Source organism: Bartonella sp. PS7NMGDW, from assembly GCF_042193585.1.
Lineage (GTDB): Bacteria > Pseudomonadota > Alphaproteobacteria > Rhizobiales > Rhizobiaceae > Bartonella > Bartonella grahamii.
The window spans coordinates 175777-199284 of record NZ_JBHILX010000003.1 but is presented as its reverse complement, the minus strand read 5'-3'; the positions used below and the strand labels follow the sequence as shown (position 1 = coordinate 199284).

Genomic DNA, 23508 nt, shown 5'->3' with positions numbered 1-23508 from the left:
GATCAATTTTAGTGAAAAGTTGCGTGAACACTGTAAAGTCCATGGAATTCCTCTTTAATGAATTTTCAACTTTTTATATGCTTTTTAAGCATTTTTCGTTGAGCTTTTTAGGATAGAATTAAATTTCGTAGACCTTTTCAGTTTATGAGAGATAACTGAATATTATGCATTAACTTTTGCTTTTTACGAGCATACAAGAAAAATAATACAACGAAATATTGTTATAAAAAGCTTTATCTAATAAATCTTATGGTAGGCATTTTCGCGTTTTTACTATTCAAAATTTTTATGTTATGTTTGTCCTTCTGCTGTTTAATAAGTGCATGTTCAGCGTTGCGTAAATGTGTGACCATTTGTAGTTTTGCTGTTTCATTTTGTAGCTTAGCGAGCATTCCAATTATATGTGCTTGTAACTCAGCAATACTTTTTAGATCTTTTGTTGTCTTGATTTCATTTAATAGTTCTTCAATTTGCTGAAAACGATTATTTGCTTCTTCAAAAGTCTTTAAACTTACGGCTTTATCAGTGATGGCTGCATATTGAATACGATCGTTGATAAAACTGCTAGATTCATGGACAGAGATAGGAATTTCTTCTTCTTTTAAAATCTTTTTAAGTGATGTAGATAGCGCTGAAGATTCATTTCTATTGTAGAGCGTTTCTGGATTTTTGAGAAAAAAACTGCTGTGATCTGTTTGTGCATTTTTAAGTTTTTTAGTGTCGAACTTTTGGCTTCCCGTTATAGACTCGTATATCTTTTTTGTTTTCTCAAGTTGTTTTTTTAGCATATCGAGAAGTTGGGTATCAGGTTGTGAAGGTTTTTTAGGCGTTGATGTATTCGAAGATGAACCTCCAAAAAAATTGGGCCACGTCGTCGGAACTGATGCCGACAAATCTGCTGCTCCAGCGCCCCAAACCCAAGCCATTGCTGGGTTTGAAATCCCTAAAGTTATTACAATTGCTATTGAAATGACCTTTTTTTTCATGTTTCCCTCCTGTCATTTTTTGCGTGCTGTAAGAAAATTGGTAACCATATTGCTGGATCATCACCAACTTCCGCGATAATGCTTTCGGCTAATTCTGCGTTATCAGGTGTACCTGATAACACCAAGAGCTCGTCACTAAAGTCGTGTTCGATGGTTTTTCCATCGCGTGTCAGATGGAATTTACCAAGATTCAGTTCTGCAAGCGCAGATTGATCACCCTGCTTAATGAGGAATTGGCGACTAAACTCACCAAGTCCTTTAACGAGTTCAAATTCAGTATCTGTTAGTTTAAAGCCTTTTGTATAATCTTCATAGTTTGCTTTGGGGTTGGCTAGAAAAATGTAAGTTGCACACTGTTGAATGAGTGTTTTGGCAATATTACTTTCCAAGGCATCGCTAGGCTCTTGTGTTGCATAAACAAAAATACCATTTTGTTTACGGATAGTCTTTTGTTTATTTTTCGCTAAATCTTCAAAGTACGGATCTTGCAAAGGCTTCCAAAACTCATCAAAGATATACATAAATCGCTGTCCGCTAATCATGCCTTCTGTGCGGTAAAGCAAATACATCATCACTGGAGTGCGAGTTTCAAAATTATCTAAAAATTCCGTGATATCAAAGCCGTAAATTTGATGTGTTGAGAGATCAAGAGCATCATGGGGATTATCAAACAACCATCCATAATCACCACCTTCACACCATTTTAGTAAGCGAGCATGAACAGAAGGATGAGCATTATAATCACTTAAACGCGGATTTGGTAAAAATTGTACCAGAAAGGACAAACGACGGAGTGATTGGTCAATGTTACTGCCCATAACAGACATAACCGCTTTGTTAATTTCTTCCTCGTCGTGATGCGTGACCTCACCACCAGCTTCTGCCAATTTTTTAACAAATTGTTTCAGAAAAATAAGATTTTCTTGTGTGGGTGGGAGTTGGAAAGGATTGAAACCACTTCTCCTGCCTGGCTTGAATGTTAAATATTTTCCACCCATCGCCCGAATGGCAATTTCCATGCCACGATCTTTATCAAAAACAACAGTTGTCGGCTTAAATTTTTGTGCTTGTGCTAACAAAAAGCCGAGTAACACGGTTTTACCGGAACCAGATTGTCCGATAAGTGCGGTATTACCAAGTAAACGTTTATTTGTCGAGTCCTCTTCAAGTTTGGAGGCATGAAAATTGAAATAAAGCGGTGTTTTACTGGTTGTTTTAAGAATTGTGACGGCTGGGCCCCATGGGTTACCAGTGGGTTTTCCTGACATAAAATTATGAAAAGATGAAAATGATAAAAAGTTTAATGATGTAATCGGAGCAGGACGTGGTCTCCATTTCCAATTGCCAGGAAGTTGTGCCCAATAGCCAGCCTCTATCGCTAAGTCTACAGGTTTGGGGAGTAGCGCAACATCTAGTAATGCTGCACTCGCTTTGGCCATATGGTCGCGAACTTGTTGAATTGTATCACCATAGATAGTCAATGTGCAGTGATGTTCTCCCATGACAAAATGCCCACTGATAAGCTGGTTTAGTGCTTCGTCAATTTGTTCAATTTGGCTCGTTGCCACATCTCGTGCATCAATAAGATTACGCTGATGCCGTTGTAAATAGTCTCTAGCAGCATGTCGAGAGAGTACTGAAAAGCTCTGTGTCAATACGAACTCGAAGTCACTTTCCAACAAAACATTTAATTGTCCCGGTTTGGTTGTTGCATCATATTCTTTAACTTCCAGCATTCCAAATCGACGCATTCCACTGGTTGTTCGCAGTTCACCAAGAGCACCCCATTTTGAGAAAAAAGGTCGATTGATAGACATATAGTCAGCAAAACGGTCATGGCAAATTGGCATGGGGCGATATTCACCATTGACAAGCATTCCAAGGAACTCAAGTGCAGAAGAATAAGCATGTCCATTTTTTTCATAAGCACCAAGAAGTTCTGCACCGTAACGGTTTAAAGATTGGCCTAAAGTACGATTGATGTCATTGAGTTCTTTGATACATGAGTCTTGTCGCATCTTTTTTTGGTCAAGCGTTTCACGTTCATGTTGAGAAAAGAACGACATAATTTTATCCGCTATCGGCTGAAAAATGACAGTCAGATATAAATCATTGACCATCAAATTATAACCAGTAAAGCTTTGCCGATATTTTTCATCAAGTTGATAGCAAAACATTTGATCAAATGTTGAATCAGGATATTCATAAACACGGCGGCGCACAATATGTGTCCAAAATGATAAATTGGCTGATGAAATACCCCGTAGAGTATTATTAAGCTCTTTTATCCATTGAAAGATATCTTCTTCTGAAGCGCTTTGATGTGAACGCCCGTCAATCTTCCAAATCGATAAATATTCCGCATTTTTAGTAGAGATAATCGTATCTGTAATATGATGTGAATAAGGCAGAAATAGGCTTACAGGTGTCTCTGATGCAAGGCGTTTGCTACTTTCAACAACTGTCATGTTTATCTCCTTTTACTGTAATCAGAGGGACTATAACTTGATGCGCCCCAAAAACCTTTGTTTCGATTGCGAAATTTAGTATCGATCCATAACCACCAGATACGAAATGCCTTATCATCGTTTTTAGTAATTTGCACCATAATGAACCATAATGGAGGTGCTATAATCCACAAAAAGATACTTACTGTCATAGCAATAACAGCGACTCCCATAACCATAACGATAAATGGCATCATGGGGACACCCCATATAGTTGGAACACGTGTTGCTCCTTTGAATAGGGGGAATTCTTTTTGTTCTTGTGATTTCATAGGGTGCTCTTGTTAGTGGAGGTGAAATAATATGTGGCTAATATAAAAAGCTGCACCAGCAATAATGACACTGAACGCCCATCGCATAAATGTAGCTCTTGCGATGATGCGAAATATATAAATAAGCAAAAGTAATAAAAGAATGATAGCAGCAATGACAGGAATAACTATACTTAATCCATATTGCATCCCTATGAAAACATCTAAACTCTTTGTTTCCGTCTGAGCATATGCAGATTGAGTTATTAATAACATAATCGAAGTGATAAAAATAGCACTAATCTTACATATTTTTGATTGAAGCGTATTTAATTGTTTCATATCTTTTATCCCCTTTTAATTAAAGTTGCTATAAATAATATTCCTTTTTTCGTAGTATGAGCGACATTATTACTGGTACAAATCTATAATCAACGAACATTAAAAACGTTACGTATTATACTAATTTATGCATTACCTGTAAATAGCAGTTTAGCAAGTTGGGCTGAAGAACCTGCGATGACAACACCGATTGCCCATCGTATAAATGTATCCCTTTCAATGTAGCGCCCTGCATAACCAATTGCTAAGCACAGAAGTATAACAGCAGCAGCAATAGGGATAATATTAGTAGTAAGATCCGTTTGCAGAGCTGTTAAAGCATCTTCAGCTTTTAGTTTTGCATTCGCAGGATGTGCTATAAAAAATGCACTTATAGATGCAGAAATTGCTATGATTCTGTTGTTGTTTTTTGATTTGAAATTACTGAATTGTTTCATATTATACTCTTAATTAATGATTTTATTAATACTTTATATTTATTATTGTAAAGCATATGGTATTTTTACATGTTTACAATTATTAGATATAACCAATTAATTATAAATACATTACATGTTATATAGACTTACACTTGCCCCGTGAATAGCAGTTTAGCAAGTTGTGTTGCCGATCCAGCGATGACAACGCCGATTGCCCATCGTATAAATGTATCCTTTCCGATGTAGCGCCCTGCATAGAGAATGGCTAAGCATAAAAGTATAACAGCAGCAGCAATAGGGATAATATTAGTAGTAAGATCTTTTTGGAGTTCTTCTAAAGCCTTTTTTGCAGGAGCTAAACCTTGTGCTTGGGCCCATACGGGATGTATCGTAAAAAATGCAATTATAGCTGCAGAAAGTGTGATGATTTTGTTATTGTTCTTTGATTGGAAATTAGTTAGTTTTTGCATATTTCTCTCATTAAAATTTTAAATAACATTTTGTATCATAGTGGTCATCTTTAATTTTAATTAACCGTACCTGTGAATAACAGTTTAGCAAGCTGGGTTGCTGAGCCTGCGATAACAACACCAATTGCCCATCGTACAAATGTATCTTTTCCGATGTAGCGCCCTGCGTAACCAATTGCTAAGCATAAAAGTATAACAGCAGCAGCAACAGGAATAATATTATTAACAAGATCACCCTGCAGAGCATCTAAAGCAGTTTTTGCATTTGTTAATTTTACTTGAGCATACACAGGATTGCTAATAAAAAATGCAGTTATAGCCGCAGAAATTGTGATGATTTGATTATTATTTTTCTGGAAATTAGTTAATTTTCTCATATTTAGCTTCATTGATTTATCATAAATATTTTTCTACGAAATAAGAAACAATTTCATTGATGCGTAATGAAGGCATTGAAATCCAAAGTTTCTTTTACAAAAAATATTTCATATTCCAAAAGATTTATGCAGGTTTAAATAATAAATTGGCAAGTTCAGCTGCCGAGCCAGCGATGACAACACCGATTGCCCATCGTACGAATGTATCTTTTCCGATGTAGCGCCCTGCATAACCAATTGCTAAGCACAAGAGGATAACGGCAGCAGCGATAGGGATAAGCGTTTTTAAGTCTGTTTGGAGTGCATTTAAAGCTTTATTTGCAGGCTGTAAAACTACTGCTTGGGCTAACATAGGATTGGCCATAAAAAAGACAGCTGAAGCTGCAGAGCTTTTAATGATTTTATTATGAATTATTCTTTGAATGATATTTAATTGTTTCATATTGTTTATCTCAATTTAGATTTCTCTTTAGAATAAAAAAATATTTTATACAGCATGACTTTAATAGTCATTCTCATTACGCGCCTTTGAATAACAAATTGGCAAGTTCAGCTGCTGAACCAGCGATAACAACACCAATTGCCCAGCGTACAAAAGTATCTTTTCCGATGTAGCGCCCTGCATAACCAATTGCTAAGCACAAGAGGATAACGGCAGCAGCAATAGGGATAATTGCTTTTAAATCTGCTTGGAGCGCTTTTAAAGCTGTGTCTGCAGGAGTTAATGCTGCTGCTGCTTGAGCATACACAGGATTGGCCATAAAAAATATAGTTAAAGCTGCAGAAATTTTAGTAGTTTTATTTCTAATTATTGTTTGAAGAGTATTTGATTGTTTCATATTGTTTATTCCAATTTAGATTACAGTTGATATAATTTTTATTGTACTAAATAAAAACACAAAATCTAAGTTTCTTTTTATTATATAAACATTTCGTGTTTAATAAGATTTATCAGGCAGATTTAAACAATAAATTAGCAAGCTCCGCTGCAGAACCTGCGATGACAACACCGATTGCCCATCGTACAAATGTATCTTTTCCGATATAGCGTCCTGCATAACCAATTGCTAGGCATAAAAGTATAACGGCAGCAGCAACAGGGATAATCGTCTTCAAGTCTGTTTGGAGTGCAGTTAAAGCTTTGTTTGCAGGCTGTAAAACTACTGCTTGGGCTAACACAGGATTGGACATAAAAAATGCAGTTAAGGCTGCAGAGGTTCTAATAGTTTTATTCCGAATTATTGTTTGAAGATTTTTTAATTGTTTCATATTGTTTATTCCAATTTATATTACATTGGTATGAGTAATTTCTTTTCTTCAATATATTTTTTATTTAATACAATGAAAATACTGAAATTTAAGTTTTCTTTCATGAAAAGTTTATGCAGTTTGAAATAATAACTTGGCAAGTTCAGCAGCTGAACCTGCGATAACGACACCGATAGCCCATCGTACAAATGTATCTTTTCCGATGTAGCGTCCTGCATAACCAATTGCTAAGCACAAAAGTATCACAGCAGCAGCAATAGGGATAAGTAGCTTTAAGTCATCTCGGAGTTTTTCTAAAGCAGTTTTTGCATTTGTTAATTTTGCTTGAGCACACACAGGATTGCTCATAAAAAATACAGTTAAAGCTGCAGAGATTGCCGTAATTTTATTATTATCCTTCAATTGAAAATTGATTAATTTTTTCATATTGTTCAACCTTATCACATTGTATTAGGTGTAAGTAGTTTTTCCATAAAATTAAGGAATAATTTCATTGATGTGCAATAAAAGTATTAAAGTCTAAAATTCTTTTTTCATTAATAAACATTTCGTGTTTAATATATTTATTAGTTTGGTTTAAATAATAAACCAGCAAGTTCAGCTGCTGAACCAGCGATAACGACCCCAATCGCCCACCGTACAAATGTATCTTTTCCGATATAGCGCCCTGCATAACCAATTGCTAAGCACAAAAGGATCACAGCAGCAGCAATAGGGATAATCACTTTCAAGTCTGTTTGGAGCGCCTCTAAAGCAGTTTTTGCATTTGTTAATTTTGCTTGAGCATACACAGGACTGCTCATAAAAAATACAGTTAGAGCTGCAGAGATTTTAGTAGATTTATTTCTAATTATTGTTTGAAGGGTATTTGATTGTTTCATATTGTTTATTCCAATTTAGATTACAGTTGGTATAAATAATCTCTTTTTTCGATATAGTTCTTTATTGCACTAAATAAAAACACAGAAATCTAACTTTCTTTTTTCATTAATAAACACTTCGTGTTTAATATATTTATTAGTTTGGTTTAAATAATAAACCAGCAAGTTCAGCTGCTGAACCAGCGATAACAACACCAATTGCCCACCGTACAAATGTGTCTTTTCCGATGTAGCGTCCTGCATAACCAATCGCTAAGCACAAAAGTATAACGGCAGCAGCGATAGGGATAATCGTCTTCAAGTCTGTTTGGAGTGCAGTTAAAGCTTTTTTTGCAGGATCTAAACCCGCTGCTTGGGCAGATGCAGGATTGGCCATAAAAAACACAGTTAAAGCTGCTGAAAATGCAGCAATTTTATTACGAGCTGTTGTGTGAAGAATATTTAATTGTTTCATGTTGTTTATCCTGATTAAGATTAAAACTCCCACAAATGACCCCTCGTTCATGAAGAAACTTAAAGAGATATTTTGGATCAGCCCAAGTTCTTAGTTTTCCTCTTTGTGTAAGTAACGTATATTTATTTGGCTTTCCGGTGATTGGATCATCGGAAATAAACGTAAAATACCATTCTCTTTCTGAAAGCATCACGACTGTAATCTCACGTGCTGCTTTTTGACTAAATGCTATGTCAACGCTGTTTTGTTCTATCATTTTCATTATCTTTGCCCTCAATTAGAAGAGATTTTGTCCAATCTTACTAATTAGAGCTTTAACATTTTCTTATCTACCTTTCATTATAATATCCTATCAAAATTCTAGAGTTTCGTGAAAATATCAGTTGTCACTCTAGCGAGCCTCTCGATGAAGAAGAATCTTCAATCGAAAAAGCATCGTTGGTGCCACTTTCTTTATGTGTAAATGCATCTTCTTCTCCTTTTGAAGAGAGAGGAAGAGAATCTACGTTAGTTGCCTGTTCTAGTTCTTCTTTTTTAAGCTTTACAGGCTCCTGCAAATCTTCATTTTCTCGTACAGCAGCTTTTACTCCAATATATGAAGTAACTTTTTGTATAGAGGTGTGGTTTGAGTTTTCTGTGTTGTAGAAATTTAGCACAGATTGCAAAGTCGCTTTTTCAAAGATGCACTTTGATGTTGTTTGTTCATAGCAGTAAGTTAGAGCGTTTTGTACAGCTGTAAGATTTCCGCAAAAATCAAATGCATCAAAAAGAGAAAACAATTTCACATTTCCAACACCAATTTGCCCTAAAATTATGTTAAAATTATGTTCTCTCTGTTCAGTTGTTGCGATTGTTTCCTTAAGCTGAGATGATTGATAGAACAAGTTATCTTTATCATCTGTTACGTAGACATTGTCCCGCGCTTCTTGTTCGGCGATAACTGAAAATGTTATGAGGGGCGTATTGGATATGTATGCAGCAGTAAAAAATGTGAAATCTGGAACAATCATTAGCAATACACCTTATTATGAAGAATTTTATTAATACAAATGCTCATTCTTTGTGGTGCATTTTCTCGTTGTTTTTTGATTTTATAAATTTGCAGAACGAGATTGTTTAGCTTAGAATATTCCTTGTGATTATTGTTTTGTTCTCTTCTAAAAATATTTCTAATATATGCGAGTATCCAACCAACAAGATAAAAGTGCGGAATAAAATAGAGCACGTTATGCCAACCAATATTATTGGAATCACGAAAAAAGGCGCTGCTTTTAAAAAATAATAATCTTTGATACTGTATTGAAGCTGCTTGTTTTACATAATTCTCTGGTTGCAAAAATCTTTTCAAAAAAAATTTATACGAAGTAAAAAGCCGTTGTGTGTAAGGGGAGGTTTTATTGTCATAATGAACTACACTATCATTATACAGAGAGGGCTTGTTCTTTGTTGCGTATTGCCATAACTTATAGAGTGACGATTTATATTTACTTTTGACTACTGATTCATGAGAGTCAGAGAGGTGTGATGGCGTTTGAGCACTGCATTTAGTAGTTTCAGCGATTGAGCTGAAAAAAGATGCAGTGATGGTAATTGATGTACCAATAAACAGTTCTTTGTGGTCCAAAGCACATCTCCGTCAAAGTGATATATGCATCGTAATTTTAATTTCGATAATAAATGGACAGAAATTGTCTATAATTGTGTTTAAAATATGGCAAGAAAAAAATTCTTTTTTGCAAGGGGAGTAATTAAGGTGAATGATCTCAAAAATATGAATTTTGATGAACTACAAGAGATGCGTACACAAATCGATGTGGAATTAAAAAAACGGCAAGCAAAGGAAAAGCAAAATGCGCGACGAAAAATTCTTGAAATTGCTAATGCCCATGGAATTGATATCGCTGATCTTGTGAGCAAAGAGCGCCATTATAGAAATCCTAATAACCAATGGGAATTATGGAATGGGCGTGGACGTAGACCTAAGTGGATTAAAGAGTGGTTGGAGAATGGGTATACACTTGATGAACTTGAAGTAACATAATACGTGTGCGATATTTACAAGATAAGGGAATACTAGGGAATGTAAATGCAAGAAGTATGCTCTTTTGGGTAATTTGATTGTATAAACATACTGAACAAATATATTAAAGTATTGAGTGATCAAATAAAATGATAGGGGGCATGAACAAATGTATTTAAGTGAAAAAGTCTTGTTGTTATAATCTGGCAAGCATAATGATGATGCCGGATTAAAATATTGTAATTGCTTTTGGCATTTGAGAGAGGGGGATATTTTACTTCTTTTTATAGTTTTATTGACTCTTTACAAAAATGGTCGAAATGAGAATGATTTATTGCATAGGGATTTTCACTCAATATGTAAAATGATAATTTTATCAATTAATATGTTAATAAATTAGCATACTTATATTTTTGAAATATTGTTCTGTAAAACAAGCCTGATGTTATAGATTTTGTTTGGTCTTTTTTCTGTAAGATTATATATGAGGCATTTACTTTATTTATCGATTTATCGTTCGTTTAGTTGAGATGAGTGAGTGTGTAGGAAATGAAAATCTCTATGGCTTTTATGAGTTTTATAGAATTTATGACATATTTCTGAGCGTTTGTGATTAAAATTCATTTATGAGCATTTATGAATAATGAATTATGAATAAAGAGCGTATTTGAAAATAAAAGGATTAAGCCATTCTATTGCGGTTTATCTTCTTTTATGGTGTGAAATAGGGGGGTGATATGCAGGTTTACAATTTTGTGTGATGGTATAGAGTACGGAACACTTTGTTATATATCGGAATATTTTTTCTAAAATTGTGTGGTATTCCACAATAAGTTAAAGGGTTTGTCTGAGGAACAGAATACCCCAAACGGAATACAGTTGTGTTACCAATTTACGCGCTTGTTTTAAAAGAAAAATTTTTCAATGCAACGAAGCTTATTTTATGATGCTTTTCGTGAATAGTATAACGTGAAAGTCCCTATGATTACATAAAATCCATTTTTGTACACCAGCTTTTATTTCAATAAAAAATATAAGCCGGCGTCCTTATACACTTTACTCGCCTCCAATATTGCTAAAGTCCTTAGTTCTTGAGAGAGGGAGGTTTTTTATTGCTTTGTTTAATTTTTTTTATTTATACGACACTCTCGTTCGTGATGTGCAAGTGAATGATTTTGATTGCTTAAACATGAGAGAGATTTGAAATAAGGGTATTTTATGATCGTTAGATTTCTCACTCAATATGAGAACAATGAATTTATTATTATAAATAAAATGTTGTGTGCTAAAAAGTCTTGTTTATTTCGTTATGACGTGAAATGGCTTCTTTTAAGGTGTGGTGATATAAGGCAACCTCTTTGAGACATTATTTTTCAGTGCGTGGTGAATATTCTTAGAATGTACTCGCTTGTCGAGTCTTATGTTAAGTGAAATATGGGAGGAGGAAGTCAAGAGAAAATTACTCGACAGGAATCTGGTTTGTAAACAGATTGGATGAGATAGGAATTTTTTGTTCTTTGAAGGAGGAAGGCAAAGGTTGTAAAAAAGTGAAATAGGATGAATTTTTGCTTAAAGTGGGAAGCCGTGTAGAAGACGTGGGGCATTGGGAGTGAGACCGGCAGCTTCTTGAATGAAGTATTTTTTTATTTTTGGCGCTTGATTAACGATACCAAGGCCGGTATCGCGGAGCATCCGTAAAAGAAGGCTATCATTAGAAAAGAGTTTATTAAGCCAATCATTGCTTAAAGCCATACGGACAACTTCAAAACGTCTCCAGCTTTGATAGCGCTCTAAAGCAGTGAGGGAGCCAATGTCAAGACCTAGTCGTGCTGCTTCAATAATCACTTCAGCGAGGGCAGCGCTATCGCGTAATCCTAAATTGAGTCCTTGTCCTGCAATGGGGTGGATGGTATGGGCGGCGTCGCCAACGAGAGCAAAACGTGGTTTAACGCATTGACGTGTTAAAGAAAGACTTAAAGGAAAAGCTTGACGTTCGCCATTCCAAGAGAGTTTGCCTAATCGATGGCCAATGCGTCTTTCGAGTTCTGTTTCAAAAATAAGGGCATTAGCTTTGAGATAATATTGCGCAGTTTTATGATCTTCATTCCACACAATGGCAGATCGGTTGCCTTTGAGAGGGAGAAGAGCAAAAGGACCGGCAGGTAAAAAATGTTGAATTGCTTGACCATTATGGGGTTTTTCATGTTCAACTGTGCAGATGATTGCTGTTTGTTTATAGGGATGAGAAAAGTTTTTAAGACCTGCTTTTTGGCGTAATTTCGAATGGGCTCCGTCGGCTGCAATAAGCAATTTTGTTTGCCAAACCTCTTCATTATTTAAAGTGACGGTTTTATGTTGGTCTTCTTGATGAAAATCAATGACACGCTTGTTTGCAATAACAGGAATATTGAGATCTTTGACACGTTTTTTTAAAGTGTTGATGAGTTCTCTCTGCTCTACCATAGCAGCAAAGGGCTCACCAGGGTTAATATCGCCTTCAAAGGTTAAAAGGGTGGGTTTGACAGGATCACTTGTGCTTGTGTCTGTGATGATCATTGAATGAATGGGTTGCGCATAGGGTTTTATAGGTTCCCAACATTGTAATTGTTTTAACATACGAATAGAAGCAGCAGCAAGGGCAATGGCTCGTATGTTAGAAGCAGGGGTATCTCCTTGTGGAGCAGCATCAACGATTTTTATTTTCAGATTAGGGGCTGTTTGTTTGAGTGCTATCGCTAAGGTTAAACCGACAGCCGCCCCCCCTGCAATGAGAAGATCACATTGTTTCGTTTTATGAGATTTAATTTTTTTATTGGGTTGTACGTCTTTATTGCGATTAGAACACACAATACTTCTTCCATTGTTTACAGTTTGCTTTTTTTAAAAAAGAATATCTTTTTAAATTGCCTAAAATATCTTAACGTTTACTTTTCTTTCTACTTTACAAAACGAGGTTTCTTTTTGGCACCAATCTGATGACAGATTGGTTTTTCAGAGTTCTTCTGCTTAATCATTTATGTGATTCATTTTACAGATTTATCGGATAAGCTTTTTTGAATGTCCTCTTCAATTCTTTTTACACTTGGTTGATAAAAAAGAAAACTAAAAATAACCAAAGATGGTCGTGTATTTTTTTAAGTTGTATGAATTACTTTAGTATGCCTGTCCTGAAGGGGGACATTTAGTTAGTATGATAAATAAAAAACTGTGTTCATTCGTGATGGTTAAAACAGTATTCATATTTTGCCGTTATCATGATGTAGCGTAAAAAACATCGTCTGTTTAGGAGGTGCCTATAGGACCCATGTAAAACTTTACACATGAGGTGTTTTTTGGTTGATCGTGTGATAAAATATTCAGCGAGAGCTTTTTGTGCGCCTTATGAAGGATAGTCTCTTAGGGTGGTGATGTATGAGTGATATGAAGTGGTTAGAAGGTAGAATGCGCTAGACTAGATAAAAAGCCGGATTGTTTACAGGCTATTTGTTTACAGATTGGCACAGAGTTTAAGCTTCATCCTTTTTTACGAGAGAGAGTTATAACTCTTTAAAATATGAAAGTTTTGTATTTGGAATTGATAGATGCACCGAAGTTCTTCTCCTTATGATTCATTAGAAGTGCGAAATTCTCAAGGTTCGCGTCTTATTGAGATGTTTTTACGTCAGATAGGGGTATTTATTGGGCTTGGGCTTTTGGGCTTTATTATTTTTTGTGTATTTGCTTTGGCGACGTGGAATGTTGAGGATCCATCTTTAACCCATGCAAGTACAAATGAGGTTACAAACCTTATGGGGTGGATGGGGGCAATTTTTTCAGATTTTATTATGCAGTTTTTTGGCTTGGCAAGTCTTGCTGTTTTGTTACCGCCATTATTTTGGTCTTTTCTCTTGTTGGCGCAAAAGAATATCTACAATTTGACTTTGCGCTTTTTTTTATGGGCGCTATCAACGATTTGTTTTTTAATTGCTTTTGCCCTTATGTCACCTGTTGCTTCTTTTACTTATTGGCCATTGCCAATGGGATTGGGAGGGGTTTTAGGAGATAAAGCTTTAAGTGTTGCTTCTTCAGTTTTTCCTCTTTTTCTTTCTCCTCTTTACACGGTGTTTTTCAGTGTTGTTTTTATTCTTTTAGGTTTTTTCACTGCTGCTTTTGCTGGCAATGTGATATGGCGGCGTCGAACAAAGAAAAGAAAAGAAAAAAGCATTCCCAAAGACGAAATCGTTAATCCAATTTTTGAGTTGGAAGAAGATACGGAATATGCCGCAGAGGAGGATCGTGAAAATCATGGTTTTTTTGCGACAACTTTTGGCGCTCTTTTACATCTTTTTTATTTTTTACAAGCGCGTTTCTTTCGTTTTTTCTGTTTCAAAAGGCGTTTTCAGAGTAAGGTGCAAGGAAAGCCATTTGATCGGATTGAGCCAACTTTTTTGGGTGAAAAAGTAAAGTGTGAGGAAAATCAAAATAAAACCTATGTTTCTTCTGTTAAAAATCGAAAGTCTTTAACAGCTTCTTCAAATGGTGGTTTTGTTCTTCCTCTTGTAGATTATCTTTCGGTTCCACCGCCGTCTGTTAGAGATGCAAAACTTTCTCCTGCTGTTTTAAGAGCAAATTCTCAGGAACTTGAAGGGGTTTTGTTAGATTTTGGAGTTAAAGGGCAAATTATTGATGCTTGTCCTGGACCTGTGGTGACTTTGTATGAATTTGAACCGGCTGCTGGCATTAAGTCTTCCCGTATTATTGGTTTGGCAGATGATATTGCACGCTCGATGCGTGCGATTTCAGCGCGTGTTGCGGTGGTTCCAGGACGCAATGTGATTGGAATAGAATTGCCTAATGCAAAGCGTGAGATGGTTTATTTACGAGAAATGTTGCAGGCGCAAGAATTTATTGACAGCAAAGCAAAGCTAGGACTTGCTTTAGGTAAGACAATCGGGGGGGAAGCTGTTATTGCAGATTTAGCAAAAATGCCCCATCTTTTGGTTGCTGGTACAACAGGATCGGGAAAGTCTGTTGCTATCAATACAATGATTTTATCATTGCTTTATCGTATGACACCTGAACAATGTCGTCTCATTATGGTGGATCCGAAAATGCTTGAGCTTTCGGTTTATGATGGCATTCCTCATTTATTAACACCCGTGGTGACAGATCCTAAAAAAGCCGTGATTGCTTTAAAGTGGGCTGTTCGTGAAATGGAAGAGCGCTATAGTAAAATGTCAAAATTAGGCGTTCGTAATATTGATGGGTTTAATGCACGTCTTAGGGAAGCAGCAAGTCAGGGAGAGACAATGGCGCGGACAATTCAAGTTGGATTTGATCGCGAGACCGGTGAGCCTCTTTATGAAACGGAAACACTTGATTTTAGTCCTATGCCCTATATTGTTGTCATTATTGATGAAATGGCTGATTTGATGATGGTTGCTGGTAAAGACATTGAAGGCGCGGTTCAACGCTTGGCACAAATGGCACGTGCTGCCGGTATCCACGTGATTATGGCGACGCAGCGTCCTTCTGTCGATGTTATTACTGGGACGATCAAAGCCAATTTTCCTACACGTATTTCTTTTTCTGTAAGTTCAAAAATCGATAGCCGAACAATTTTGGGCGAACAGGGGGCTGAGCAATTATTGGGACAAGGAGATATGCTCTTTATGATGGGAGGAGGACGTGTTCAACGTGTGCATGGTCCTTTTGTTGCAGATGATGAAGTGGAGCAGGTTGTTGCGCATCTCAAAGCGCAAGCACGACCTGATTATTTGGAAACAATTACGCAAGAAGTTGAAGAGGATGGTGCTGATGTTTCTTTAGCTTCTCCTTCAGAAGATGATCCCTATAGCCAAGCTGTTGCTATTGTGCTTCGTGATCGTAAGGCTTCGACTTCTTATATTCAACGCCGTTTAGGCATTGGTTACAATCGTGCTGCGACACTGATTGAGAGGATGGAAGAAGAAGGTATCATTAGTCCAGCAAATCACGCAGGGAAACGAGAAATTTTAGTGCCTGCCGAAGAAGAACGCTTTTGAAAAATCTTTATAGTTGCTTTCTATAACATCTTATAAAACAAGTGTTTATCCTACTGTATCGTAGAAAGTCTGTATTTTCATATATCAGTTCTCGATTTGCGATAGCTCCTTGGCACTTGAGACTCTTTATAAGGGGATTCTTTATCTCATATAACTTTTATCCATACACCAACCTTGCTTGTAACGTGCAAGCAAATGATTTGAATTGATTCAATATGAGAGAGTATGTGATGAGAGAATCTTCCTGTATTTGGCGTTATGATTTAAGTTAAAAAGATAATTTATTATAAATCAATATCTTGGTATAAAATAATGTTATTGCGAGTGTAGGGGTATAAAAGCATGTAAGGCTTGATATTTAAGTGTCTTTTTAAGTGCGCTCTAAATATTTAGGGGCAAGGCTTATCTGTGGAGCCTTATATAGATGAATCATATGGGGTGGGAAGCCAAGTGAAATCTGCTAAACTCCAAACTGTTTACAGACTGGTTCGAGTGAAAATTTTTATTCTTTTGGATTGGAAGGAAGTCAAAAAAGCATTTTTGCCACTTAAAGGAGTTTTCAGGTTCGCGAGCAATATATGTTTAGTACTTAATCCGTTATGTATTGACTATAATTTATATTGCTTCACAGATTAGGGGTGGGAAAGAATATATAAAGAATATATTATGCGTTTAGAAAATCAGCAGAAAAGCGGGAAATTTGAATGCCTTCGGAAATTTAAACGCAGACTGATTATTTGGAAACGATACCGCAGGCAATAAAGAAGGATGTTTCTTTGGCTTTTTCTTTAGCAGATGATCCCTATAGTCAAGCTGTTGCTATTGTGCTTCAACTTCTCATATTCAACATTGTTTAGGTATTGGTTATAACCGTGCCGCAACATTGATTGAAAAGATGGAAGAAGAAGGCATTATTAGTCCAGCAAATGATATGGGTAAGCAAAAAGTTTTGGAGATTGTCGAAGAAGAATACTGTTAAAAATATTTTGATATTTTTTTCAAACAATATCTTTATTTTATAAAGAAGGGTATTTATTCATCGTTGATCACTTAAGTTATAAATTATAAAGTCAATTAAACATTGCTTGGGAGCATTTTTTATGAAAACGTCTTTTTTTCCGCAAAGAAGAGTCTTTGGGTTGGTGGGAATTATTATCTTTTGGTGTTTAACTTTTCCTGTTTTTTCGCAAGCGTCTAATAAAGTGATAAAGGCGCAAAATGTTGTAAATCACTTTGCGGCAATCAAAACAATGACGGGTGATTTTATTCAGTTTAGTCCAAAGGGAAAAATGTCCCAAGGGACATTTTATTTAGAGCGCCCAGGGAAAATTCGTTTTATTTATAAGAAAATGCCTTTACAGATTATTGCAGATGGCCAATTTGTAGGTATTAACAATCGGGCTTTGAATACTTGGAACTTTTCACAACTTTCGCAAACGCCAATGAAGTTTCTGTTGGCTGATAAAATTGATATATCTTCTGGGCGCTTGTTGGCATTTCGCGAAGATCCAGGGGCTGTGACGATTGTTCTGCGTGATAAAACGATTGGGGCAGGGCAAATAAGGATGGTTTTTGATTCTAAAGGCTCTGCTTTGCGGCAGTGGACAATTGTTGACCAACAAAATTTGGAAACTACTGTGCAGATTATGAATGTGCGGACAGACGTCCGTTTCGCTAATGGAATGTTTGCACTTCCTTCGAAGAAATAGTGCGGTGTTGTTTCATTGGGATTGAAATGGATGTTATTTCGTATTGCAACTTGGAATATTAATTCTATTCGTTTGCGTCTTGCACAGGTTTTTCAGTATTTGGAACTCTTTTCCGCAGATGTTTTGTGTCTACAGGAAACAAAATGTCCAGATGCTTTATTTCCAGTGGGGGCTTTTGAAGCAGCGGGTTATAAGCATATCGCATTGAGTGGACAAAAATCTTATAACGGGGTGGCTATTATTTCTCGTTTGCCTTTTAAAAAGGTAGAAAAGCGTTTCTTTTGCCAAAACCAAGATTGCCGCTATATCTCAGTTATTGTGGAAGCCCATGGGAGAAGCTTGCGGATTCATAATTTTTATGTTCCTGCTGGGGGAGATATTCCAGATGCTGATGTGAATGAAAAATTTCGGCATAAGCTTGATTTTTTAGAAGAAATGTCCTCTATACGTGCGGATCAAGGAGATGGTCTTTCTTCTCTTTTGGTGGGCGATTTAAATATTGCTCCTTTGGCAGAGGATGTTTGGTCTCATCAGCAATTGTTGAAGGTTGTAAGCCATACTCCCATTGAAACCGAGCGTTTACAGGACTTGTGTTGTCAAGGTGGATGGGTTGATCTGATGCGGTTTCATATTCCTGCTCCTACCAAGCTTTATACATGGTGGAGTTATCGTGCACGCGATTGGGCATTTACCGATTATGGACGGCGGCTTGATCATGTTTGGTCTTCTCCTGATTTAGCACCTTTTGTTGTAGATCTTTCGATTTTTCGTGATGCGCGCGGATGGGAACGCCCTTCAGATCATATTCCTGTGCAAACTGTATTTGATTTTTCACGTCAAGTTTGAAATAAGAGGTAAATAAAGTATTAATATTAAATAATGATTCTGAAAGAATGCGGGAGACTAGATGTATATCAGAAATCTCAAAAGGGGCGCTTCTCGTGGATTACTTTCTTGTGTCTTGTTGTGTTTGCTTTTGTCAGGATGTATGGTTGGTCCTAATTACCAGAAAACATCTTTTCGTGTTCCAGCAGTTTGGGGAGAAAAATCTGCACAGACTGCAGGACAGCCAGTTGCGCTTGCCGGATGGTGGCGGCGTTTGAATGACCCTGTTCTAGATGCATTAATGGATTATGCGATTTCTGGAAATAATAATGTTGCTGTTGCCAAAGCTCGGGTACGTGAGGCACGTGCGGGTTTAGGACAGGTTGTGGGAACTCTTTTGCCAAATGTGTCCAATTCAATTTCAGGAACCCGTAGTTATTCTGGACAGTCTGATGCATTGTTAAACCAATATCATAGTGGTTTTGACGCAAGCTGGGAGCTTGATTTTTTTGGTGGGCATAAACGAGCGGTTGAAGCAGCGCGTTATGGTCTTGATGCGGCTGTGGAAGATATGCGCGCTACCATGGTGACATTGTTAGGAGATGTGGCAACAAATTATGTACAAATGCGTGGTTGGCAACAGAAATTGTTAATTGTGCGGCAAATTGCAGTATCACAACGTAAAACCTATGAATTGATGCGTGCTAGATTAACAGCTGGTGATGTTTCTGAGCTCGATGTTTCAAATGCGCAAGCACAAATGGCAAATACAGAAGCAGATATATCACAGATGGAAGCGAATTTAGCAATGAGCGTTCATCGTCTTTCTGTCTTAACTGGTCGTGTGCCTACGGCATTGAAGGCTCTTTTACAAAAAAATGCTAAGCATACAAAGATTCCACAACCGCACTGGCCGATACCAGCAGGAATTCCAGCTGATATTTTGTTAACACGTCCGGATTTACGACGGGCAGAGCGTCAATATGCGCAAGCGACAGCGCGGATTGGTCAACGTGAAGCAGATCGCTATCCCTCACTTACTTTAACAGGTAATATTTCGACAGCCGCAACGGCGATAGATCAGTTATGGAAAAATTCAACGATTGGTTGGTCTTTTGGGCCTGGTTTGCGTTTTCCTTTTTTTAATGGAGGTCAGGTTGAGGCTTCTATTGCGGTAGCGCGTGCACAGCGTGATCAAGCTTTTATTACTTATCGGGCTGCTGTTTTGGGAGCTTTAGAAGATGTAGAAAATGCGCTGGTAAGATTAACTAAAGAACATCAACGCTTAGAAAAGCTGATCATTGCGAATAAAGCTTCTCTTCATTCCTTAAAACTTTCACGGAGTCTTTTTGAGAATGGAAATACCAGTTTTCTTGAATTGTTAAACGCTGATCGCTCTTATTATTCTGCACAAATGGCACTTAAAGATAGCCGTGTTTCTTTGGTTACGCAATATATCACGTTGATGAAAGCATTGGGGGGGGGCTGGGATGGCGTTGTTGATGTATCACGTCCGGAAGTCGTTGATGGTGCACCTCGTTCGCGTGCAAAGGTAGGAAAATGAAAAAAAGTCTACTCAAAAATTTCATTACAAAACACAAAAAACTTTCTTTCTTTTTAGCTGCTATATTTCTTCTTCTCTTGTTTTTATGGTTGCGTTCTGTTGTTTTTGGAACATCTAGCCCAACTTATATAACTGCGGTGGTGAAGCGTGGGGATATTGAGGAAAGTGTTTTAGCTTCTGGTCTTGTACGTCCTTATCGGTTGGTGGCTGTTGGTGCGCGTGCAACAGGGCGTGTGGTGTCAATGCGCGTTTCTCCTGGGAGTGTTGTGAAAGAAGGCGATCTCTTGGCAGAAATTGATCCTACAGATCAAGAAAATGATTTAAAAAGAAAAAAAGCAGCATTATCTCACTATTATGCGAGTTTGGTAGAACAAGAAGCCCATCTTTCTCTTGCGCAGAAAAATTTAGCACGTCAGAAAAAAATGATCGAGTCACGTGCGGTTTCACGGGCTAATCTCGATGATGCTGCGACACAAGTAAAAATACGTGAGGCACAAATTGCTCAACTTCAACAGCAGATTGTGCAAGCACAAATTGATGTGGATAGTGCAGAGGTCAATTTAGGTTATACACGCATCATTGCTCCTTCAGCGGGAACGGTTTTGGCAACAGTTGTGGAAGAAGGACAGAATGTGAATGCGGTTCAGTCGGCGCCAACAATTGTTATTTTGGGCGATTTGTCAAAGATGACGATCAAGGCGCAAATTTCAGAAGCTGATGTTCTTAAAGTTCAAGCTGGACAACCACTTTATTTTACAGTTTTAGGGAATTCGCAGCGTCGTTATGAGGGCGTTTTAGAAAAGATAGAGCCGGCTCCTGAAGCAATTCGTGCTGATGTGAGTATTAATCCTGGTATGGTAGGGGGGTCTAGTGCTTTAATCTCATCAGCTATTTATTATAACGGAATTTTACATGTTGATAATGCGGACAATTTTTTGCGAACCTATATGACTGCTCAAGTTCATATTATCTTAGGGCGTGCTCAAAATGTTTTGTTGGTTCCAAGCGATGCTTTACGCGATGAGACAAAAGAGCATAAGGCATGGGTTTCTGTTTTGGAGGGGGGGAACAAGGTGGTTACTAAACAGGTGAGCGTTGGTTTGAATAATAAAGTGATGGCAGAGATTGTTTCAGGACTTAATGAGGGTGATGTTGTTATCACCGGCTCGCCTGATGGGGTGATGCCAGAACCTTCTGACGTGCATAGTGAAGACGAGATTTAAGCCATGAACACAAACCAAGCAGATGCTGTCCTTGTGTTGGAAAATATTGTACGTAAATTTCCAGCGGGCGAAACATTTGTTACTGTTTTGAAGGATATCAATCTTACCATTAAGCGCGGTGAAATGGTAGCGATTGTGGGAGCTTCTGGTTCAGGAAAATCTACATTAATGAATATCTTAGGCTGTCTTGATCGGGCAACTTCTGGTCGTTATTGGATTGCAGGGAAAGAAACAGCCTCTCTTTCAGCTGATGAATTGTCGGCTTTGCGGCGCAATCATTTTGGTTTTATTTTCCAGCGCTATCATTTGTTGAATGAATTGACAGCTCTTGGGAATGTTGAAATTCCGGCTATTTATGCAGGATGTGCTGTGGAAGCAAGGAAAAAGCGTGCACAAGATCTTTTAACGCGCTTGGGCATGGGCGATCGGGTGAATCATCGTCCAAATCAACTCTCAGGTGGTCAACAACAACGGGTGTCTATTGCTCGAGCGTTGATGAATAATGCGGAGGTTATTCTTGCCGATGAGCCAACAGGTGCACTGGATAAACAGAGTGGACAGGAAGTGTTGCGTATTTTGGATGAGCTTCATCAAGAAGGTCGTACTATTATCATTGTAACTCACGATATGCAGGTGGCCAAAAGAGCGGAGCGTATTATCGAAATCAGTGATGGAGAAATTATTGCTGACAGTATGACAAAGGTTGCGAAGAAAAGAGCAGCGGGGGCAAAGATAAAAACGGATAGTCAGTCTTTTTACGAAAAACAGACACTAAAAGTTAAACAACAGCTTGGCTCTTTTCGGTCTTTTGTTGAACGTTTTCGTGAGGCATTTGTTATGGCTTTGTTGGCAATGAATGCACATCGAATGCGAACTTTTTTAACAATGCTTGGGGTGATTATCGGTATTGGGGCGATTATTGCTATGGTCGCTTTGGGAAATGGTACACGAGAGAAAATTTTGGAAAATTTTAAAAGCTTGGGTGCTAATACATTAACAATTTTACCTGGCAAAAGTTTTTCTGATCCACAAGCAGAGAAAATAACAACTCTTGTTGAAGCTGATGCAGAAGCATTGTCTGGGTTACCTTATGTTTCTGGTGTAACACCTCAGATTTCAACAAGCTCGAAAGTGCGTTTTGGTGCAGTTGAAGTCAATGCCGTCATTGTGGGGGTGGGAGAACAATTCTTTCAGACACAGGGGCTTAAGGTTTTCAAAGGACAGTTTTTTGATCAAAAAAGTGTGCAGGATCGGGCGGTTGATCTCGTGATTGAGAAAGAAGCATTGTCTGTTCTTTTTCCCCATAGCCATGAAAGCCCCCTTGGCAAAGTGGTGCTTGTGGGTAATGTTCCAGCACGTATTATTGGTGTTGTTGATTCACAAAATAACGCAAATGGAAATACATCAAATACATTACAGCTTTATTTGCCCTATACAACAGTGCAAACGCGTTTTCTTGGCACAACAGAAGTTCGTGCGATTACCGTTAGGATTGCTGATGATGTCGATTCACATTTAGCGGAAAACATGGTGAAACGTTTTCTCATTATGCGGCATGGTGGAGAGGATTTTTTCATTAGAAATTCAGAATTCTTTCGTGAACGTATCATGGAGAGTACACATATCTTAACACTTTTAATTTCTTCAATTGCAGCGATTTCCCTGATTGTGGGTGGTATTGGGGTGATGAATATTATGCTGGTCACCGTTTCTGAGCGGATCAATGAAATTGGTGTGCGTATGGCAGTTGGTGCACGCCAAAGTGATATTTTGCAGCAGTTTCTCATTGAAGCGGTTTTGGTTTGTGTCATTGGTGGTGGTTTGGGGATTCTGTTTGGGCTTTCTATCGGTGGTTTATTTCTTCTGTTTAAGGCGCCTATCCACTTGGTTTATACGATTGATTCGATCATCCTATCCCTTACTTTTTCGACCCTCATTGGAATATGTTTTGGCTTTTCTCCAGCGCGGCAAGCTTCACGGCTTGATCCTGTTGTCGCTCTTTCACGCGATTAAGCTTTATCAATTGGAGCATATTTGTTGAGATGTTTTCCACTTGGAAGAAGCGTTTATGAAGCGAAACATAGATAGGAAAAGTTTAGCATTATTCGCTGTTCCATTTTAGAAAACGCTTTATTCGTTAAGTGGAGCGTGCTCTATATAACGTTAAAGGATGACGTTTTACGGCCCA

Annotated in this window: 24 protein-coding genes and 1 pseudogene; 8 read left to right on the top strand and 17 right to left on the bottom strand. The window is 37.6% G+C overall.

Annotated features, from left to right (window positions below; genetic code table 11):
• Positions 1-233: 233 nt before the first annotated feature.
• From ACFIKJ_RS03070 to ACFIKJ_RS02995, 16 genes are all read right to left on the bottom strand, one after another.
• On the bottom strand, positions 234-986 hold the full coding sequence (locus tag ACFIKJ_RS03070; RefSeq protein ID WP_375651699.1) for a type IV secretion system protein: 753 nt from the start codon (positions 984-986) through the stop codon (positions 234-236).
• On the bottom strand, positions 983-3454 hold the full coding sequence (locus ACFIKJ_RS03065; protein WP_375653536.1) for a VirB4 family type IV secretion/conjugal transfer ATPase: 2472 nt from the start codon (positions 3452-3454) through the stop codon (positions 983-985). Before ACFIKJ_RS03065 ends, ACFIKJ_RS03070 begins: the two co-directional genes overlap by 4 nt.
• Positions 3455-3456: 2 nt before the next feature.
• A complete protein-coding gene (locus ACFIKJ_RS03060; protein WP_015857019.1) occupies positions 3457-3765 on the bottom strand; it encodes a type IV secretion system protein VirB3 in 309 nt (102 codons plus the stop codon).
• A 12-nt stretch (positions 3766-3777) separates the two neighbouring features.
• Positions 3778-4086 (bottom strand): conjugal transfer protein, encoded by a 309-nt coding sequence (locus ACFIKJ_RS03055; protein ID WP_375653538.1) that lies wholly within the window; start codon positions 4084-4086, stop codon positions 3778-3780.
• A 125-nt stretch (positions 4087-4211) separates the two neighbouring features.
• Positions 4212-4523 carry a VirB2 family type IV secretion system major pilin TrwL gene (trwL, locus tag ACFIKJ_RS03050; RefSeq protein ID WP_375670246.1) on the bottom strand — a complete coding sequence of 104 codons (312 nt, stop codon included), beginning with the start codon at positions 4521-4523 and terminating at the stop codon, positions 4212-4214.
• Between the two features lie 128 nt (positions 4524-4651).
• Positions 4652-4975 carry a VirB2 family type IV secretion system major pilin TrwL gene (trwL, locus tag ACFIKJ_RS03045; RefSeq protein WP_375670245.1) on the bottom strand — a complete coding sequence of 108 codons (324 nt, stop codon included), beginning with the start codon at positions 4973-4975 and terminating at the stop codon, positions 4652-4654.
• A gap of 56 nt (positions 4976-5031) precedes the next feature.
• On the bottom strand, positions 5032-5352 hold the full coding sequence (trwL, locus tag ACFIKJ_RS03040; protein WP_375653545.1) for a VirB2 family type IV secretion system major pilin TrwL: 321 nt from the start codon (positions 5350-5352) through the stop codon (positions 5032-5034).
• A gap of 124 nt (positions 5353-5476) precedes the next feature.
• Positions 5477-5794, bottom strand: coding sequence for a VirB2 family type IV secretion system major pilin TrwL (gene trwL / locus ACFIKJ_RS03035; protein WP_375670244.1), 318 nt, complete (start codon positions 5792-5794; stop codon positions 5477-5479).
• Positions 5795-5870: 76 nt separating this feature from the next.
• Positions 5871-6191 (bottom strand): VirB2 family type IV secretion system major pilin TrwL, encoded by a 321-nt coding sequence (gene trwL / locus ACFIKJ_RS03030; protein WP_375653550.1) that lies wholly within the window; start codon positions 6189-6191, stop codon positions 5871-5873.
• A 112-nt stretch (positions 6192-6303) separates the two neighbouring features.
• Positions 6304-6621 (bottom strand): VirB2 family type IV secretion system major pilin TrwL, encoded by a 318-nt coding sequence (trwL, locus tag ACFIKJ_RS03025; protein ID WP_375653553.1) that lies wholly within the window; start codon positions 6619-6621, stop codon positions 6304-6306.
• A gap of 111 nt (positions 6622-6732) precedes the next feature.
• Positions 6733-7047, bottom strand: coding sequence for a VirB2 family type IV secretion system major pilin TrwL (gene trwL / locus ACFIKJ_RS03020; RefSeq protein ID WP_375670243.1), 315 nt, complete (start codon positions 7045-7047; stop codon positions 6733-6735).
• A 140-nt stretch (positions 7048-7187) separates the two neighbouring features.
• Positions 7188-7502, bottom strand: coding sequence for a VirB2 family type IV secretion system major pilin TrwL (gene trwL, locus ACFIKJ_RS03015; protein WP_375670242.1), 315 nt, complete (start codon positions 7500-7502; stop codon positions 7188-7190).
• Between the two features lie 136 nt (positions 7503-7638).
• Positions 7639-7956, bottom strand: coding sequence for a VirB2 family type IV secretion system major pilin TrwL (gene trwL, locus ACFIKJ_RS03010; protein WP_375653558.1), 318 nt, complete (start codon positions 7954-7956; stop codon positions 7639-7641).
• Positions 7919-8218, bottom strand: a complete 300-nt coding sequence (gene korA / locus ACFIKJ_RS03005) for a KorA family transcriptional regulator (RefSeq protein ID WP_375626638.1) — start codon at positions 8216-8218, stop codon at positions 7919-7921. Before korA ends, trwL (ACFIKJ_RS03010) begins: the two co-directional genes overlap by 38 nt.
• 124 nt (positions 8219-8342) lie before the next feature.
• A complete protein-coding gene (locus ACFIKJ_RS03000; protein ID WP_375670240.1) occupies positions 8343-8966 on the bottom strand; it encodes a TrwN protein in 624 nt (207 codons plus the stop codon).
• The gene (locus ACFIKJ_RS02995) at positions 8966-9580 is read right to left on the bottom strand and encodes a hypothetical protein (protein ID WP_375626634.1); all 615 of its coding nucleotides are present in this window, start codon (positions 9578-9580) and stop codon (positions 8966-8968) included. The genes ACFIKJ_RS03000 and ACFIKJ_RS02995 overlap by 1 nt, the downstream gene beginning before the upstream one ends.
• 129 nt (positions 9581-9709) lie before the next feature.
• On the opposite strand from ACFIKJ_RS02995, the gene ACFIKJ_RS02990 reads away from it, so the two are divergent.
• Positions 9710-9997, top strand: coding sequence for an H-NS family nucleoid-associated regulatory protein (locus ACFIKJ_RS02990; protein ID WP_015857007.1), 288 nt, complete (start codon positions 9710-9712; stop codon positions 9995-9997).
• A gap of 1548 nt (positions 9998-11545) precedes the next feature.
• Here the strand turns inward: ACFIKJ_RS02990 and ACFIKJ_RS02985 are convergent.
• On the bottom strand, positions 11546-12823 hold the full coding sequence (locus ACFIKJ_RS02985) for a ubiquinone biosynthesis hydroxylase (protein ID WP_375670239.1): 1278 nt from the start codon (positions 12821-12823) through the stop codon (positions 11546-11548).
• 734 nt (positions 12824-13557) lie between these two features.
• Between ACFIKJ_RS02985 and ACFIKJ_RS02980 the strand changes: the two genes are divergently transcribed.
• The 7 genes and pseudogenes from ACFIKJ_RS02980 (at position 13558) to ACFIKJ_RS02950 (ending at position 23333) form a co-directional block, all read left to right on the top strand.
• The gene (locus tag ACFIKJ_RS02980; protein ID WP_375651708.1) at positions 13558-15999 is read left to right on the top strand and encodes a DNA translocase FtsK 4TM domain-containing protein; all 2442 of its coding nucleotides are present in this window, start codon (positions 13558-13560) and stop codon (positions 15997-15999) included.
• 731 nt (positions 16000-16730) lie between these two features.
• Positions 16731-16978, top strand: a pseudogene (locus tag ACFIKJ_RS02975) (DNA translocase FtsK); the annotation flags it as partial.
• Positions 16979-17099: 121 nt separating this feature from the next.
• Positions 17100-17708, top strand: a complete 609-nt coding sequence (locus ACFIKJ_RS02970; protein ID WP_375651709.1) for an outer membrane lipoprotein carrier protein LolA — start codon at positions 17100-17102, stop codon at positions 17706-17708.
• A 30-nt stretch (positions 17709-17738) separates the two neighbouring features.
• On the top strand, positions 17739-18554 hold the full coding sequence (locus ACFIKJ_RS02965) for an exodeoxyribonuclease III (RefSeq protein WP_375653566.1): 816 nt from the start codon (positions 17739-17741) through the stop codon (positions 18552-18554).
• A gap of 61 nt (positions 18555-18615) precedes the next feature.
• Positions 18616-20097 carry an efflux transporter outer membrane subunit gene (locus ACFIKJ_RS02960; protein WP_375670238.1) on the top strand — a complete coding sequence of 494 codons (1482 nt, stop codon included), beginning with the start codon at positions 18616-18618 and terminating at the stop codon, positions 20095-20097.
• Positions 20094-21320, top strand: coding sequence for an efflux RND transporter periplasmic adaptor subunit (locus ACFIKJ_RS02955; protein WP_375625213.1), 1227 nt, complete (start codon positions 20094-20096; stop codon positions 21318-21320). Before ACFIKJ_RS02960 ends, ACFIKJ_RS02955 begins: the two co-directional genes overlap by 4 nt.
• A gap of 3 nt (positions 21321-21323) precedes the next feature.
• Positions 21324-23333 (top strand): MacB family efflux pump subunit, encoded by a 2010-nt coding sequence (locus ACFIKJ_RS02950; RefSeq protein WP_375625214.1) that lies wholly within the window; start codon positions 21324-21326, stop codon positions 23331-23333.
• Positions 23334-23508 lie beyond the last annotated feature (175 nt).